Here is a 17,112-nt window from a genome sequence, read left to right as displayed (position 1 = left end):
AGGAGAAGCAAGAAGACCCGATATCGCGCAGCCGCGTCCGGCACAGGCATACTCAGGCCCTGCGGACGCATCGGTGGCCGCGAACAGCGGGAGGTGGGCGACGGTGTCGTCTTCGGTGTCGGGGACAGAGCCCCGGAAAGTCACGATCCATGACGTCGCCCGGTCCGCCGGGGTCTCACGGCAGACCGTGTCGCGGGCACTCAACGACAAGGACGAGATCGACGACTCCACCAAGCAGCGTGTCCTCGACGCCGCCCGTGCGCTCGGCTACCGGCCGAGCCGGTTCGCCCGGGGCCTGGTACGGCAGGACACCACCACGATCGGGCTGGTCATCCCCGACCTGCTCAACCCGTTCTTCACCGAGGTCGCCGCGGCCGCGCTGGAGGCCGCCCGGGCCCGTGGCTGGCACGTCGTCGTCTACGACACCGCCGACCGGGCCGAGGAGGAGCTCGGCACACTCCAGGTGATCAGCTCGCAGGTGGACGCGGTCGTCGGCTACTTCAGCTGCCCCGAGGACGAGGTCGAGCTGTTCACCCGGGGCATGCCGGTGGTGCTCATCGGCCGGGAGCACCGCACCGCGCGGTTCAGTTCGATCCGGATCGACGGTGAGGACGGTGTCCACGCCGCGGTCGCGCACCTGATCGCGCAGGGCCACACGCGGATCGGCATGCTCGACCATGACGGCCGCGCCGAGCCGAGCCTTCGACGCGAGTGGTTCACCACGGCCGCCGCGGCGCACGGCATCGACTCGAGCATGGTGGTCGGCGCCCACCAGTCGGCCGACGGCGGCGGAGCGGCGCTCGATGCCCTGCTCACCGCCCATCCGGACGTGACCGCGGTCCTGACCTTCAACGACATCATCGCGATCGGCGCCCTGCGCGAGGCACGCCGGCTCGGCAGGAGCGTCCCCCAGGACCTGGCCGTGATCGGCTTCGACGGCCTGCAGCTCGGCGCGGTGGTCGAGCCCCCGCTCTCCAGCGTCGCCCTCGACACACGCAAGCTCGGCGCGCTCGCCATCGAGCAGGTCGCACGGCTGCTGACCGGGGCGAACGCGCTCGACGCCGACGACCTCGTCGTCCGGGCCGAGCTGCGACTGAGGGGATCCGCGTAATATGCCGGATTTGTGCGTGACACGAAAGCCTTGACACTCGACCGCACCGGAGCGCACACTTCCGAACAATTCCAGCTCGCCGTGAACGTTCACGTGAACGCTCACGGCACTGGGATCCATGGTTGCCAATCCCGCCACGGCGTTCGGCACTACCGACACGGTGGCGTTTTGTCCCTTCCAACCAGAAGGCATCCCGCCTGAGGTGTCAACGTCGACCCGTCTAGCGTCGTCGCTAGTCGTTCTCTGGAACGGAAACTATGAGCAACACAGTCACGCGCACCCGCCTCGCCGTCGCCGCCGCGGCAGCAGGTATAGCCGTACTCGCCGGGTGCTCGTCGCCCGCTCCTTCGGGTAACGCATCCGCGTCCTCGTGTGAGCCCTCGAAGGGCAAAGTCACCCTTCAGTACTGGAACACCGTTCCGGGCATGGATCAGGTCGTCGCCCTGTGGAACAAGAAGAACCCGAACATCCAGGTCGAGACGAAGAACATCTCCAACGACCAGTACGGCACGATCGGTAACGCCCTCAAGGCGGACAAGGCGCCCGACCTCGCCCAGGTCGGTTACGACGAGCTCCCCAACCTGCGCACCCAGGACGCCTTCGTGGACGCCTCGGCCTGCTCCGCGGCCACCGGCGCCAAGTCGAAGTTCGTGCCCTGGACCTGGTCGCAGACCAGCTTCGGCGGCACCGGCGTGTTCGCCTTCCCGCAGGACACCGGTCCGATGGCCCTCTACGTGCGCAGCGACATCTTCAAGCAGCACGGCCTGACGATCCCGAAGACCTGGGACGACTACGCAGCGGACGCGAAGAAGCTGCACGCCGCGGACCCCAACCTCAGCATGACGTTCTTCGACCCGAACAACGCCGAGTGGTTCAACGGACTCCTCTGGCAGAACAACGCCGAGATGTACAGCTACTCCGGCGACAAGTGGCACGTGACCGTCACGTCCGACCAGAGCAAGCAGGTCGCCGACTACTGGCAGAAGCTGATCGACGCCAAGCTCGTCCGCACCGACCTCGCCCACGGTTCGACCCAGATGTACGCCGCGTACCAGAAGAACCAGATCGCCACCTACGTCGGCGCGGCCTGGGGTTACAGCATGTTCCGCGACAACCTGCCGAAGCAGGCCGGCAAGTGGTCGATCGTCCCGATGCCGACCTGGGGTTCGAGCACCTCGTCCGGCGACTGGGGCGGGTCCACCGTGGCGTTCATGAAGGGCAACAAGCACCTGTACGAGTCGGTCAAGTTCAACGAGTGGCTGAACACCGACCCTGAGGCCCTCGCCCTTGAGAACAAGCTGGGCGGCCTCTACCCGGCGGCCAACGACGGTCTGAAGCTCCCGGCACTGTCACAGGGCGTCCCGTACTACAACAACGAGAAGATCTTCGACGTCTTCGCCGACTCGTCCAAGAACATCGACACCAGCTTCAGCTGGGGTCCCACCCAGAAGACGGTGAACCTGGCGCTCCAGGACGCGATGGCCAAGGCGGCGGCGGGCAAGGGCACCGCCGGCGACGCGCTCTCGGCCGCCCAGGACGCCGCGCTGAAGTCGATGAAGGATCAGGCGATCCCGGCCACGGCAGGCAAGTGACCGCAGCATGACCGACATCGCAACACGCGCGACACGCGTGGTGACTGCGACCACCGGGGGCCGCCGCCGTCGTATCGGCGGCGGCCCCCGGGCAGGCACCATCGCCGCGTTCCTGATCCCGTTCTTCCTCCCGTTCGTGCTGTTCTACCTCGTGCCGATCGGCTACGCGATCTGGCAGAGCCTGCTCGTCGTGCGGCGCACCGGCGGTCAGTACGGCACGTCGTACACGACCTTCGGCGGTTTTGATCAGTATGCGCAGGTGTTCCAGAACACCGAGTTCTGGAGCAGCATCGGGCGCATCGGACTGTTCGGCATCGTGCAGGTGCCGGTCATGCTGTTCGTCGCGCTGATCATGGCACTGCTGCTCGACACGCCGCTGCTGAAGCTGAAGTCGTTCTTCCGTATCGCGGCGTTCATGCCGTACGCCGTGCCCGGCGTCATCGCCGCGATCATGTGGTCGTACCTCTACTCGCCGCAGCTCAGCCCCGTGGTCGACCTGCTCAAAGGCCTCGGCCTTCAGCCCGACTTCCTCGGCCCGGATGCCGTGCTGTGGTCGGCGGCGAACGTCTCCACCTGGCTCTGGACCGGCTACAACATGCTGATCATGTTCTCGGCGCTGCAGTCGATCCCGCAGGAGCTCTACGAGGCCGCCAAGCTCGACGGTGCCGGCAACTGGAAGATCGCCTGGCAGATCAAGGTCCCGATCATCGCCCCGTCGATCATCCTCACCACGGTGTTCTCGATCATCGGCACCCTGCAGCTCTACGCCGAGCCGGCCGTGCTGCGCCAGATCTCCTCGAACATCTCGAGCACGTTCACACCGAACATGCTCGCGTACGCGGTGGCCTCCGGGAACAACTACCAGCAGGCGGCAGCGATCTCCGTGGTCATCGCCGTCATCACCTTCGTCTTGAGCTTCGGGTTCATGCGACTGACCTCGAAGAGGGCCGGACTGTGAGCAACCAGCCCCCGATCCGCGAAAGCCACGTCAGCCGGACGGCCGTCATGGCTCTGATGTTCCTGCTGGCGATCTACTTCCTGCTGCCGATCTACTTCCTGATCGTCGCGGCGACGAAGCCGCAGGGCGACCTCGCCTCCACCAACGGACTGGCGTTCTCGCACTTCAACCTGTTCGACAACTTGAGCATCCTGTTCAGCCGCAACGGTGGCATCTTCGGGCGGTGGGCCCTGAACAGCGTGGTCTACGCGGTGGTGGGCGCGGCCGTCGGGACTCTGATCTCCGCCTTGTGCGGCTACGCGCTCGCCAAGTTCACCTTCCGGGGCCGCGAGTTCCTGTTCTCCGTGATCCTCGGCGGCATCCTCGTGCCCACCACGGCGCTCGCACTCCCGCTGTTCCTGCTGTTCTCCGCGACCGGGCTCGTGAACACCTACCTCGCGGTGTTCCTGCCGAGCATCGTCAGCCCGTTCGGCGTCTACCTGGCCCGTATCTTCGCCTCCGCCGCCGTTCCCCAGGAGATCCTCGAATCGGCACGCCTGGACGGCGCCGGCGAGTTCCGCACCTTCTTCACGGTCGCGTTCAGACTGATGACGCCCTCGCTGGTCACCATCTTCCTGTTCCAGTTCGTCGCCATCTGGAACAACTTCTTCCTGCCGATGGTGATGCTGCAGAAGGAGTCGCTCTTCCCGATCACCCTCGGCCTGTACGAGTGGAACGGCCAGACCGCCCGCGCCCCGCTCCTCCAGGAATCGGTGATCACCGGCTCGCTGGTCTCGATCGTGCCCGTGATCGTCCTGTTCATCCTCCTCCAGCGGTTCTGGCGCACCGGACTGGCCGCCGGCTCCCTCAAGTAACCCCGCGCCGCTCCCCCGTCGTACGCCTCGCTCCGCCAGCACAGAAGGTCCCGCCCGCATGCGCAATCCCGCCGTCTTCGTGCCCCACTTCCACTGGGACCGGGAATGGTATGAGCCGTTCCAGGTGTTCCGGCACCGCCTCGTCACCGCTCTCGACACCGTGCTGGTGACGGCCGAGGCGAACCCGGACTTCCGGTTCACCGTCGACGGGCAGATGGCCGCGGTCGAGGACTACCTGGAGATGCGGCCGGAGAACCGGGAACGCGTCGCCGCCCTGGTCGCCGAGGGCCGGCTGGCCATCGGGCCGTGGCTGATCCTGCTCGACGAGTTCCTCTGCTCCGGCGAGAGCATCGTCCGCAACCTGCAGATGGGCTGGGCCGCAGCAGCGGAGCTCGGCGGCTCGATGCCCATCGGCTATCTGCCGGACATGTTCGGCCACGTCGCGCAGATGCCGCAGATCCTGGCACGTGCCGGTATCGAGCACGCGGCGCTGTGGCGCGGGGTGCCCGGTTCCGTCGACGGACACGCCTTCCGCTGGCGCGCCCCCGACGGCTCCGAGGTGCGGACCGAGTTCCTCTTCGACGGCTACGACAACGGGCTCGACGTCCTTCTGGTGCCCGACCAGATCCGGCGCGCGCTCGGCGAGTACGCGGAGATGACCGCAGAGCGGTGGGGCGACGACCCGGTGCTCGCGATGGCCGGCACCGACCACAACGCGCCCGACCCGCAGCTGGCGGCCTGGCTGCGCCGGGCCTCCAGCGACGAGCGTCCCATCACCATCGCGACGCTGGACGAGTACATTCGCAAGCACGTGCGCGACGAGGTCTCGGCCGTCGTCACCGGCGAGCTGCGCAGCCATGTGCGCGGCAACATCCTGCCCGGAGTGATCTCCGTGCGGCGCGGGCTGAAGCAGCGGATGGCCGTCGCCGAGCGCATCGTCGACCACGCCGAGCGGCTGAACGCCCTGTGGTCCCGGCGCGACGACTCGCGGTTCCTCTCACTCGCCTGGCACAAGATCATCGAGTCGAGCGCGCACGACTCGGTCGTCGGCTCCGGCACGGACGAGACCGCCGACCAGGTCGACGCACGTCTCGCCGAGGCCTCGCAGGCGGCACGGGCCGTGCGGGACGCGGCGCTCAGCGAACCCGCCGCCCTTGTGCCCAGCGACGCCCACCTGGTCGCCAACCCGCTGCCCCTCCCACGCACGGCGCTGGTCGAGGTCGATGTCGTCGCCCCGCCCGAGGGGAGCGTGCTCGTCGCGACCGCCGCCGACGGTTCGACGCACCCCGTGCAGCTCGTGTCGCAGGCCCCGACCGTGCTCAGCGACGAGCGCATGGACGCCTCGCAGCTCGAACGGGTACTGCGCCGCATCCACCGCCGCGAGCTCTTCGGCCGGCTGATCGACCACTACGAGCTCACCCCCGGATCGCTCGTCTTCCACCTGGCCGAAGTGCCGACCAGCGGACCGTTCGACCTGCTGATCCTGCGCCGGGAGGTCGCCGCGGCGGCCGCCGCGCACCCGGGCGAGTGGCGGGCGCTGACGGTGGAGGAGGCACGCGCGACCGCGCTGGTGCCCGTACACGTCCCCGCCTCCGGACTCGCGAGCTTCCGGGTCGCACCCGACGAGGCGGCCGCTGTGCGGCCGACGGCGTTCACGCCCGCGACGGCGACGGCCCGCACGCTGACCAACGGCCTGGTCGACGTGGCGGTCGCGGCCGACGGGACCCTGAACGTGACCGGGGCCGACGGCACGGTGCTGCGCGGGGTCGGCCGCCTGGTCGACGGCGGTGACCGGGGCGACAGCTACAACTACGCTCCCCCGGCGCGGGACGTGCTCGTGTCGGAGCCGGACGAGGTCGCCGTCGAGCTCCTCGAGAACGGCCCGCTGCGTTCGCGGATGCGCGTCACCCGCGTCTACGCGTGGCCCGCCGCGCTCTCCCCGGACCGCGACCTGCGCGGCACCCGTACCGTGCCGACGCCGGTGGAGACCCTCGTGGAGGTGCGCGCGGGTGAGCCGTTCGTCCGCGTGTCCACCGCGTTCCTGAACCAGTCGGCCGACCACCGGCTGCGCTTCCACCTGCCGCTGCCCGAGCCGGTGGCCGGGTCCGCGTCGGCCGGGCAGTTCGCCGTCACCGAGCGGGGGCTCACCGCGGAGGGCGGCTGGGGCGAGTACCCGATCCCGACCTTCCCCGCGAGCACGTTCGTGTCGGCCGGTGCCGCCACCGTCCTGCTCGACCACGTCACCGAGTACGAGGTCGTCGGTGACGGCTCCGAACTCGCCATCACCCTGCTCCGCGCGATCGGCTCGATCAGCGTCAACATCCACCCCCTTCGTGACGAGCCCGCGGCGAGCGAGATCCCCGCGCCCGGCGCGCAGGACCTCGGCGTGCGCATCGAGAACCGTTTCGCCGTCGTCCCCTCGGCCACCGGCTGGCAGGCCGCGAACGCGGTGGCCCTCGCCGAGGAGTTCCGCAACGACGTGCTGGTCACCCGTGGCACCGGCGCCGCCGGCGGCGACCTGCCCGCCGATGCGACCGGTGTGCGCGTCGAGGGCGCGGACGTCCTCGTCTCCAGCATCCGCCGCGTCACCGACGACGAGCACGGCGCCGGCACCGAGGTGCGGCTCGCCGCCCTGAGCGACGCGGGCTCGACCGTCCGCATGACCGGCGCGTTCACGGAGGCCATCACGGTCGACCTGCTCGGCCGGCCTCTCTCCGCGGCGCCGGTCGCGGACGGGCTGGAACTCGCCCTCGGCCCGTGGGAGATCCGCACGGTCGTGGTCCGGTAGCCGACTCCTGCCGGCGCTTCGATCCCCTCTTGCCAACCAAGAAAGAGTTGTGACCCCGTGCACTCCGAGCCTTCCGCGTACGTTTCGGACACCACACCAGGTCGTGGCGCGCTGCGCCCGGCGCGCTCGTGGCTGCACTCCGACGCCCCCTCTCGATCGCTCAACGGGCCCTGGCACTTCCGTCTGTCGCCGACGGTGCCTGCGACGGAGGACTTCGCCACCGAGGGCTTCGAGGACAGTGGCTGGGACACCATCCCGGTGCCCTCCCACTGGGTGCTGCAGGGCGACGGGGCATACGGCCGGCCGATCTACACGAACGTGCAGTACCCGTTCCCGATCGACCCGCCCCATGTCCCGGACGAGAACCCCACCGGTGACTACCGCCGCCACTTCGAGGTGCCCGCCGACTGGTCGGACGCCGAGCGCGTCGTGCTGCGGTTCGACGGGGTCGAGTCGCTCTTCAGGGTGTGGGTCAACGGCGACGAGATCGGCAGCGCCAGCGGCAGCCGGCTCGCCCACGAGTTCGATGTGACCTCGGCCGTCCGCTCGGGCGACAACGTCGTCGCCGTGCGCGTGCACCAGTGGTCGGCGGCCAGCTACCTCGAGGACCAGGACCAGTGGTGGCTGCCGGGCATCTTCCGCGACGTCACCCTGCTCGCACGTCCGGCCGGAGGCATCGAGGACGTCTGGCTGCGCACCGGGTTCGACCGCGGCAGCGGACGTATCGAGCCCGAGGTCGTCGCTGACGAGGCGGCGTACCCGATCACCCTTCGCGTGCCCGGACTCGGCGTCGAGCAGGTCTGGGCCGGGCCGTCCGAGGTGGCTCCGCTCGACATCGACGGCGTGGAGCCCTGGTCCGCCGAGCGGCCCCGCCTGTACGACGGCACCGTGTCGACGGCCGCGGAGACCGTCTCCCTGCGGCTGGGTTTCCGCACCGTCGAGATCCGCGGAGACCGGTTCCTGGTCAACGGCCGACGTGTGGTGTTCCACGGCATGAACCGCCATGAGACCCATCCCGAGCGCGGCCGCGTCTTCGACGAGGAGCACGCCCGCGAAGACCTGGCCCGCATGAAGCGGTTCAACGTGAACGCCATCCGCACCAGCCACTACCCGCCGCATCCGCGGCTGCTCGACCTCGCCGACGAGCTCGGATTCTGGGTCGTCCTCGAATGCGACCTGGAGACGCACGGCTTCGACAAGGTCGGCTGGACCGCCAATCCGAGCGACGACCCGGCGTGGCGGGAGGCGTACCTCGACCGCATCCAGCGCACCGTCGAACGGGACAAGAACCATCCCAGCATCGTGATCTGGTCGCTCGGCAACGAAGCGGGGACCGGCAGCAACCTCGCCGCGATGTCGGCGTGGGTCCACGGCCGCGACCCCGAACGGCCTGTGCACTACGAGGGCGACCACGCCGGCGAGTACACCGACATCTACTCGCGCATGTACGCGTCCGTGCTCGAGACCGAGCAGATCGGCACCGACGGCTCACGCGCCGCGCTGCTGAACTGCACTCCCGCGCAGGGCGCCCGCCAGCGCACCAGGCCGTTCGTGCTCTGCGAGTACGCCCACGCGATGGGCAACGGGCCGGGGGCGCTGGACCAGTACGAGGCGCTTGTGCACGAGCATCCGCGGCTGCACGGCGGCTTCGTCTGGGAATGGCGCGACCACGGCATCCTGGCGACGACCCCGGACGGTACGCCCTTCTACGCGTACGGCGGCGACTTCAAGGAGGTCGTACACGACGGCAACTTCGTGATGGACGGGATGTTGTTGAGCAACGACGTCGCGACTCCCAGCCTCCACGAGTACAAGGCCGTCGCGCAGCCGGTCCGTTTCACCTTCGACGGCGACGACGTCGTGATCACAAACCTCCGGCACTCCGCTGACACCTCCGACCTGCGCTTCTGCTGGCGCGTCGAGCACGACGGGACACGCGTGGACTCCGGGGACCTGAAGGTCGCCGTCATCCCGGCCGGTGAGTCGGAGCGGGTGCCGCTTCCCCAGTTCCCGATGCCGCAGGACGCGGAGTCGTGGCTGACCATCGATGCGGAATTGGCCGCCGGAACCGCCTGGGCACCCGAAGGGCATGTGATCGCGACCGCTCAGCTGGACCGTTCGGCGCCTCGTCCGGCACCTGGTGTGCGGCCCCGAACCGATTGGCAGCGGAGCGACGGGACGCTGACGCTCGGCATCGCCGAGTTCGTCGACGGGGCCCTGGTGCGCCTCGCCGGGCGCGCTGTGGCCGGCCCGCGGCTGGAACTGTTCCGTGCCCCCACCGACAACGACGAAGGCACGTCGGAACAGGTCGAGGAGAGCGACGCCAGCGTGGCAGGGGTTTCCAATGCCGAACTGTGGCGTCGCGACGGTCTCGACCGGCTGACCACGCGGCGGCTGTCCGTGGAGCGCACCTCCGATGCGCTGCGAACGATCGCCAGGGTCTCCGCAGCGCACTCCGCCCTCTCGGTGATGGTGGAGACCGTCTGGTCGCTCGAGGGCGACGAACTCGAGCTACGGGTGGAGATCGAGCCCTCCCGCGGTTGGCGCACGGTGTGGCCGCGGATCGGCATCCGTTTCGATCTGCCCGACGGGTCGGCTCCCGTCGATGCCGCCGAGTGGTTCGGTCTCGGCCCGCACGAGTCCTACCCGGACAGTCTCCGCGCGGCGCGCACCGGCCGTTTCCTCTCCACCGTCCGCGATCTCTCCGTCGACTACGCCCGGCCTCAGGAGACGGGGCACCGCTCTCAGCTGCGACAGCTGGCGCTGGCGAGTGCCGGAAGGACGGTGTTGCGCCTGAGGACGGTCCCGGACACGCACGGACGGCTCCCCGGCTTCACACTCAGCCGTCACACCCCGCAGCAGATCGCGCAGGCCGCACACCCGTTTGAGCTTCCGGAATCGGCGACGAGTCATCTGATCGTCGATGCGGCCCAGCACGGGCTCGGCTCACGCGCCTGTGGACCGGATGTGTGGCCTGAGTTCGCGCTTCGCCCTGAGTCCCGCACGATCAGGCTTCGCATCACGGCGGGATGAGGTCGGCGGACACCCCTCGTGGTGGCCGCCCCCGGTCGGGTCAGGCTGCGGTGCCCTTGCCGTCGGCATCGGCACCGCAGAACACCCTGGCGCGCTCTCCGTACGGCTGCGTCGTGCGCCGGGCGTTCGTGTGCCAGAGGGCGGCCGGCACGGTCGTCCGGAAGGGAGCGGATCGACCGACGCCGTGCGGGGTGGTTCCGTCGACCGACCGGATACGCCAGTCGTCACCGCGGCCCACGAGGGAGACGGCGTACATGGGCGGTATCTGAAGTCCCCACAAGGCCCGGGCCGGCGCGGACAGGGCATGGACGAGCAGCGCCCGGAACACCGCTGGTTCAGCGATGGCCACCACGCGACCGGTGTCGGAAGGCAGGCCCCGCATCCATGCGCCGGTCCGGCGGCAGAGGCGGCGGACGGATTCACCGCCGTGTGGCGCGGCATCGGGGTCGGTCAGCCACGCGCTGTACCCGAAAGGATCCTCGGCGACGACTTCGTCCACCGTGCGGCCGCACCAGGTGCCGTAGTCGAGGTCGCGCAGCGCCGGCTCGACGACGGTCTGGAGTCCGAGAGCTGCCGCCGTCATGGCGCACCGGGTCGACGGCGACCGCAGGGCCGGCGAGTAGGGAGGAAGCGCCGACCGGGCGGTGCCGGCCGCGTGCAGGTCGTGGTCGCCTTGGGCTCCGTGACCGAAAACCGCGTCCACGGAGTCGTCCGTGGTGTGCGCACACAGTAGTGTCAGGCGGATCGTCATGCGACTGCCCTCCTCCATTGGTCCGGCATCCGTGGCCGGGTGCCCGAAGGACCGATCGGCGCTGATCAGCCGTCCTGGTGAGGTTGTGCCGGCGCACGCCAGCGGTCAGCCGCCACCGGTGGCTCCGAAGTGGGAGAGTGGTCGGCAGCTAGTGCGTTGCCTCCAGGGTTTGCGAACCCTGGTGCCGTAGCCATCCGGCAGGAGTCCGAATTCATCCCCGCCGACTGGCTGGCGACCGCCCGCCGAGTGGACGGTCCCGGTGCGCCGTGAGCGCTGGACTGCGGGGCGCTTCCCGACGTGATACGAATCGAACAGTGATCCGGTGGCAAGTTGGAGCACGCGTGATCCGGGTACTGGTGGTCGACGATGAGGCCCTCATCCGTACGGGCTTCCGGCGCATCCTGGACGCCGCGGACGACATCGAGGTCGTGGCGGCGGTTCCCGGTGCGGACGCTGCCCGGATGGCACAGGAGATGCGTCCCGACGTCGTGCTGCTGGACATCCGCATGCCGGACGTGGACGGACTCACCGTTCTCGCCGATCTCCGCAGGCTGAGCGAGCCTCCGGTGGTGGCCATGCTCACGACGTTCGACATGGACGAGTACGTGGCCACAGCCCTTCGCTGTGGCGCGGCAGGCTTTCTGCTCAAGGACACCGACCCCGAGGAGCTGCCCTTCCTCGTGCGTGCCCTGGCGGACGGCGGCACCGTACTGTCGTCCAAGGTCACGCGGACGGTCGTGGACAGGTACCTGGAGGCCGGCTGCCGGGAACCGGCTGCCCGCACCATAGAGCGTCTGACCGGCCGAGAACGCGCCGTGCTCGTCCTGATCGCCGAGGGACTGTCCAACTCCGAGATCGCCGCCCGGATGCATCTCAGCACCGGAACGGTCAAGGACCACGTGAGTGCCATCCTCACGAAACTGGAGGTCAGCAGCCGCGTCCAGGCGGCCCTGCTCGCCGAACGCGCCGGACTCCTCAACCCGCCCCGCAATCTGGAACCGGGATGATGACCCGCGCCCGCGCCCGAACACTGCGCGACATCGCACTCGTCGGCGCAGCGCTGCTCGACGTCTGGATCCAGGTCAACCTCGACCAGCCGACGCGGATGGCCTGCGCCCTGGCGGCCGCCTGGCTGCTTCTGCTGCGCCGGCGTCTGCCGCTGCTCACCTTCGTGTTCACCCTGCCCGCCGTCCTGGTCTCCGATGCGATCTTCGCCTCGCTGGCAGCGCTGTACTACCTGGCCACGGTCACCCGGCGGCGGGCTCTGCTGGCCGTCTGCGCCCTTGCGTACACGCTCTGCGACATGACGTCGTGGCCTTCGTTCCGGCTCGGCCTGTGGACCACAACAGCCCTGATCACCCTTGGCTACACCGCGGCGACCGCAGCGGCTCCCGTCTTCCTCGGCCAACTCGTCCAGGCCCACCGCGACCTGTCACTGCGGCTCGGCGAGGTCTTCGAGGCACGCGACCACGAGCGGCAACTGGCCGCTCAGGCCACCCTGGCCAAGGAGCGGGCACAGCTCGCACGCGAGATGCACGATGTGGTCTCCCACCAGGTGAGCCTGATCGCGGTACGAGCCGGGGCACTGCAGGTCGGCACACAGGACGCCGAGGCCAAGGAGGCCGCGTCCACCATCCGGCGGCTGAGCGTGCAGACCCTGGACGAACTGCGCCACATGGTCAACGTCCTGCGCGATTCGCAGGGCATCCCGACGGAACTGACCCCGCAGCCCTCCCTCACCGATCTGCGGCGGCTGATCGACGGCAGCGGCCTCGACGCGGCCCTCACGACCGACCTGCCCGGCGGCCTCCCCCCGACCGTGCAGCGCGCCGTCTACCGCACCGTTCAGGAAGCCCTGACCAACGTGCGCAAACACGCCCCCGGCGCCTCCGCCACCGTGTACGCCACCTGCCAGAGCGACACCGTCCGTGTCACCATCACCAACAGCGCTCCCACCCGCCCCGCCCTGCCCCTGCCCAGCGCCCACTACGGCCTGATCGGCCTGCAGCAGCGCGCTGCCCTCCTCGGCGGCACCGTCACCTCCGGGCCCACCCCCGAGGGCGGTTACGAGCTCCAGCTGGAACTGCCGGCCGAGCCGGCGCCATGACCGGACCGACCCCGGACGGCCCACACGTCTGCGCGCGGCCAGGGGGTGCGCATGTCCGGAGGTCCACCCCCGTCTCCCGCTCGGCATACGCGGGCCTCCGATGCCGGCTCGGGGAAACACGGCACGGAGGCCCGCATTCCTATCTTCCGGCCTGGGCGCGCGAAATGCCGCGCGGCGGGCACATCGGCTACTCCCCATCGGCACCAGTCACCGGTTCAGGGGTCTGCCGCGCCCTGGCCGGCCGCGCACGGTTCGCCGATCGGCCGAGCGGTTGCGACCATACGGCGGTCGGACACTCGAGCCGGCGCTGTGGGCCGTCGGTGGGCAAAATGCCCCGCGCCCCCTTGCGCCTGCCGCCGGGTCGCCCTTGCCAGGTTGAACAATTGCCCTGGTCAAGACGCACGTATGCGTCTGAGCGGCACCGAGGAGGACGACCGATGGACGCAGCAGGACGTCCGGATCGCAGAGCTCTGCTCACGGGTGCTCTGGTGAGCGCCGCGGTCGGGCTGGCGGGGTGCGCACCGAGGAGCATGGTCGCGACGGCGGCCAGCCCTTCGCCGCAGGCACGGCCGACCACCCCGGCGGCGGCCTTCGCGAGACTGATGGAAGGCAACAAGCGCTGGGTGAGCGGAGATCTCGAGCACCCGGACCGCGACCCGGACCGGCGCCAGTTCGTGGCACAGGAGCAGATGCCCTACGCGGCGATCCTCTCGTGCATCGATTCCCGGGTGCCGCCTGAGCTCCTCTTCGACACCGGGCTGGGTGACCTCTACGTCATGCGTACAGGCGGGCAGACGATCGGACCGGAGGTCACCGGTTCCGTCGAGTACGGGCCCATGACGAGTGGCACCCCACTCGTCGTGGTCCTCGGCCATCAGCGCTGCGGCGCCATCGACGCGGCGTACAAGTCCATGCGTGCGGGCAAACCGCTTCCCGGCAATCTGCAGGCGATCGCCAAGGCCCTGCAGCCGGCCTACGAGCAGGCGGCGCGCGAGGGCGGCACCGACCCGGTCGAGACGATGGCCCGGGCCCAGGTCAAGTTGACCGCGACCGATCTGCGCTCCAACCGGGACCTCGCCCCGCTCGTGGCGAAGGGCACTCTTGCCGTGGTCGGCGCCTACTACTCGCTCGACACGGGCCAGGTGGAGGTACTGGCCGGCGTACCGTCCTGAGCCGCACATGGAAACAGACAGACCTGTCTGTTAGGTTTGGATGGACGCCGGGGCTGCCGAGCCCTTCCTGAGACGAGGTGCCACCCATGCCCGCCACCGTCAAGCGACCGCCCGCACGCGAACGGATCCTGGCCACGGCCGGCGATCTGTTCGAGGCCCACGGGCTGCGCGGCGTGGGTGTGGACCGCATCATCGCGGACTCGGGCGTCGCGAAGGCCACCCTGTACGCACACTTCCCGTCCAAGGACGAGCTGGCGGCGGAGTATCTGCGCCGCACCGACGAGTCCTGGCGGGGCAAGCTGCGCCGCGCGGCGCTCGCCGCGGGAAGCGACCCCCGTGATCAGCTGGTCGGCCTGTTCGACGCCGTCGCGGAGTCCTACGGGCGCCATGGTTTCCACGGCTGCCCGTTCATCAACGCGGCCGCCGAGAGTGAGCCGGGAAGCGCACCGCATGCCGTCATGGTCGAGCACAAGGCGACCGTACGGACCTGGGTGCGCGGCCTGGCCGAAGGAGCCGGCGCGCGGGACGCCGACGAGTTGGCGCTGCAGCTCACCCTGCTCATCGACGGCGCTCTGGCCGCCGGCAAGCTGGAGCAGAACCCCGCCATGCCCGCCGCCGCCAAGGCCGCGGCTCGCGCGCTGGTGGACCAGGCCTGCCCTTCCACCCCCTGACAGCTCCCCCATCTCCTGACTGCGGTCGGGGGGTTCTCAGCCCCCAAGAAGACAGACCTGTCTGTCTGGAAGGAAGCTCCGTGACAACCCGCACCCTCGTTCTGCTCGCCCACCCGGCCCTGGACCGGTCGCGGATCAACTCCGCCCTCGCCGAGGCCGTGCGCGACCTGGAACACATCACCCTGCACGACATCTACGCCGTCTATCCGGACCGGGTCATCGACGTGGCCGCCGAGCAGCGGCTGGTGCGCGAGCACGACGTGATCGTCTTCCAGTTCCCGTTCCACTGGTACTCGGTCCCCGGCTTCCTCAAGCAGTGGCTGGACGACGTGATGCTGCGTGACTTCGCCTACGACTCCGGCCCCCTCCTGCAGGGCAAGACCCTCCAGCTCGTCACCTCGACCGGCGGCATCGAGGAGGCCTACCGGCCCGGCGGCTTCCACCGCTTCCCCATGGAGGAACTGCTGCGGCCGCTGGAGCAGACCGCCCACCGTATGGGCCTGGCCTATGCCGAGCCGCTCGTCCTGCACGACGTCCGTGGCACCAGTGACGAGCAACTGGCCCTGCACGCCAAGCGCTACCGCGCGCTGCTGGAGGACTTCCGGCACCGGGTATAGGGAGAGCGGATCCCGACCGCGACACGATCCCTGCCGTCCTCAACCCACGTCACCCGCCCGCGGCCGGCATCGGCCGCGCAGGCGACCGGTCTCCCGCGGCGACCCGGCCAAATCCCGAATTCGACCGAACCGGCACATACAATCTCAAAGCCTGACAGATTCGCCATGCGCACTCGCGGCGTGTTTCCGGAGGCATCATGAGTCAGCAGCCGGTCCTGCTTCCCTACTCCGACCCGGCCTTCGTCACGGACCCCTTTCCGGTCTACCGGCAACTGCGCGACGACGGCCCGGTCCAGCGCGCCGTCATCGCCGGCGGCCTGGAGGCCTGGCTGGTCATGCGCTACGAGGACGCGCTGGCCGCCCTGTCCGACCCGCGGCTGAGCAGCGACGTCCGCGACGCGTCGGACCCTCGGCTCACGCAGCAGCTGCCCGTGACGGAGCGCGAGTCCTTTCTGCGCAACATGCTCCGCGCCGACCCGCCCGACCACACCCGCCTGCGCCGCCTGGTCTCGAAAGCGTTCACCGCGCGCAGGGTGGCCGAGCTGAGGCCCCGGGTCCAGGAGATCACCGACCGTCTGCTCGACGCAGTCGTACCGAACGGCCGTGCGGACCTCGTCGCAGACCTGGCCCTGCCGCTTCCCGTCACCGTGATCAGCGAGCTGCTCGGCGTCCCTGCCGCAGACCGCCACGACTTCCAGCACTGGACCGACGACATGATTCGGCGGGGAACCGAACTGCCGGACCCGGCCGTGGTGGACACGGCATGGCGGCGCATGCGCTCGTACCTGACCGACCTCCTGCGGGCCAAACGAACACGGCCGGCAGACGACCTGCTCAGTGCGCTGATCGTCGCCCGGGACGAGGAACAGCGGCTGGACGAGGACGAACTCGTCGCCATGGCATTCCTGCTGCTGGTCGCCGGATACATCACCACCGTCAATCTGATCGGGGGCGGCATCTCCGTGCTGCTCGCCCACCCCGACCAGTTGCGGACACTGCGCGACGATCCGGCACTGCTCCCGGACGCGATCGAGGAGTTCCTCCGCTACGACGGGCCGGTCAACCCGGGGATCGCACGATTCGCGCGCGAGGACGTCGAGATCGGGGGCGTGACGATCCCGCGCGGTGCGACGGTGCTGATCGCCTCCGCGATCGCCGACCGTGATCCAAGCCGGTTCGCCGACCCCGATCGCCTGGACATCGCCCGCCGGGACAACGCGCATCTCGCGTTCGGGCACGGAATCCACTACTGCCTGGGGGCGCCGCTGGCCCGGTTGGAGGGTCAGATCGCCATCGGTACCGTCCTGCGCCGGCTTCCCCGGCTCGCTCTCGCCGTGCCACCGGGCGACCTGCGGTGGAGACCCAGCGGCCTGCGCGGCCCCGAGCGCCTGCCCGTCACCTTCACGGCCGGCTGTCCCGAGCCGGCCTCAACGGCTTGAGCCGTCTCGCTTCCACGGA

13 protein-coding genes are annotated in these 17,112 nt (G+C 69.7%); 12 read left to right on the top strand and 1 reads right to left on the bottom strand.

Annotation, left to right across the window (positions count from 1 at the left end):
- Nucleotides 1–103: 103 nt before the first annotated feature.
- The 6 genes from ABZ904_RS22015 to ABZ904_RS21990 all read left to right on the top strand — a co-directional run bounded on the left by ABZ904_RS22015 (nt 104) and on the right by ABZ904_RS21990 (nt 10,336).
- Entirely contained in the window at nt 104–1,111 is a 1,008-nt protein-coding gene (locus tag ABZ904_RS22015; RefSeq protein WP_359398484.1) for a LacI family DNA-binding transcriptional regulator, read from the top strand.
- A 425-nt stretch (nt 1,112–1,536) separates the two neighbouring features.
- Complete coding sequence (locus ABZ904_RS22010; RefSeq protein WP_360995407.1) at nt 1,537–2,703, top strand: ABC transporter substrate-binding protein; 1,167 nt, start codon at nt 1,537–1,539, stop codon at nt 2,701–2,703.
- 7 nt (nt 2,704–2,710) lie between these two features.
- On the top strand, nt 2,711–3,661 hold the full coding sequence (locus tag ABZ904_RS22005; RefSeq protein ID WP_359398480.1) for a sugar ABC transporter permease: 951 nt from the start codon (nt 2,711–2,713) through the stop codon (nt 3,659–3,661).
- Nucleotides 3,662–3,708: 47 nt separating this feature from the next.
- Nucleotides 3,709–4,515, top strand: coding sequence for a carbohydrate ABC transporter permease (locus ABZ904_RS22000; protein WP_359398535.1), 807 nt, complete (start codon nt 3,709–3,711; stop codon nt 4,513–4,515).
- Nucleotides 4,516–4,573: 58 nt separating this feature from the next.
- Nucleotides 4,574–7,303 carry an alpha-mannosidase gene (locus ABZ904_RS21995; protein ID WP_361825155.1) on the top strand — a complete coding sequence of 910 codons (2,730 nt, stop codon included), beginning with the start codon at nt 4,574–4,576 and terminating at the stop codon, nt 7,301–7,303.
- 57 nt (nt 7,304–7,360) lie between these two features.
- Nucleotides 7,361–10,336 carry a glycoside hydrolase family 2 TIM barrel-domain containing protein gene (locus ABZ904_RS21990; RefSeq protein ID WP_361825153.1) on the top strand — a complete coding sequence of 992 codons (2,976 nt, stop codon included), beginning with the start codon at nt 7,361–7,363 and terminating at the stop codon, nt 10,334–10,336.
- A gap of 40 nt (nt 10,337–10,376) precedes the next feature.
- On the opposite strand, the gene ABZ904_RS21985 is transcribed toward ABZ904_RS21990, so the two are convergent.
- Nucleotides 10,377–11,087 carry a histidine phosphatase family protein gene (locus ABZ904_RS21985; protein ID WP_359398474.1) on the bottom strand — a complete coding sequence of 237 codons (711 nt, stop codon included), beginning with the start codon at nt 11,085–11,087 and terminating at the stop codon, nt 10,377–10,379.
- Nucleotides 11,088–11,428: 341 nt separating this feature from the next.
- Between ABZ904_RS21985 and ABZ904_RS21980 the strand changes: the two genes are divergently transcribed.
- From ABZ904_RS21980 to ABZ904_RS21955, 6 genes are all read left to right on the top strand, one after another.
- Nucleotides 11,429–12,094 carry a response regulator transcription factor gene (locus tag ABZ904_RS21980; RefSeq protein WP_359398472.1) on the top strand — a complete coding sequence of 222 codons (666 nt, stop codon included), beginning with the start codon at nt 11,429–11,431 and terminating at the stop codon, nt 12,092–12,094.
- The gene (locus ABZ904_RS21975) at nt 12,091–13,194 is read left to right on the top strand and encodes a histidine kinase (RefSeq protein ID WP_359398470.1); all 1,104 of its coding nucleotides are present in this window, start codon (nt 12,091–12,093) and stop codon (nt 13,192–13,194) included. The genes ABZ904_RS21980 and ABZ904_RS21975 overlap by 4 nt, the downstream gene beginning before the upstream one ends.
- Nucleotides 13,195–13,631: 437 nt before the next feature.
- Nucleotides 13,632–14,366: a carbonic anhydrase gene (locus ABZ904_RS21970; RefSeq protein WP_359398468.1), complete on the top strand. Its 735-nt coding sequence runs from the start codon at nt 13,632–13,634 to the stop codon at nt 14,364–14,366.
- Nucleotides 14,367–14,452: 86 nt separating this feature from the next.
- Nucleotides 14,453–15,037: a TetR/AcrR family transcriptional regulator gene (locus tag ABZ904_RS21965; RefSeq protein WP_359398466.1), complete on the top strand. Its 585-nt coding sequence runs from the start codon at nt 14,453–14,455 to the stop codon at nt 15,035–15,037.
- 80 nt (nt 15,038–15,117) lie between these two features.
- Nucleotides 15,118–15,654: an NAD(P)H-dependent oxidoreductase gene (locus tag ABZ904_RS21960; RefSeq protein ID WP_359398464.1), complete on the top strand. Its 537-nt coding sequence runs from the start codon at nt 15,118–15,120 to the stop codon at nt 15,652–15,654.
- 197 nt (nt 15,655–15,851) lie between these two features.
- Nucleotides 15,852–17,093, top strand: a complete 1,242-nt coding sequence (locus tag ABZ904_RS21955; RefSeq protein ID WP_360995394.1) for a cytochrome P450 — start codon at nt 15,852–15,854, stop codon at nt 17,091–17,093.
- Nucleotides 17,094–17,112: the final 19 nt, after the last annotated feature.

The organism is Streptomyces sp. NPDC046900 (assembly GCF_040644975.1).
GTDB lineage: Bacteria > Actinomycetota > Actinomycetes > Streptomycetales > Streptomycetaceae > Streptomyces.
Note: the sequence above shows the minus strand (reverse complement) of the source record. Positions and strands in the feature narration are given on the sequence as shown.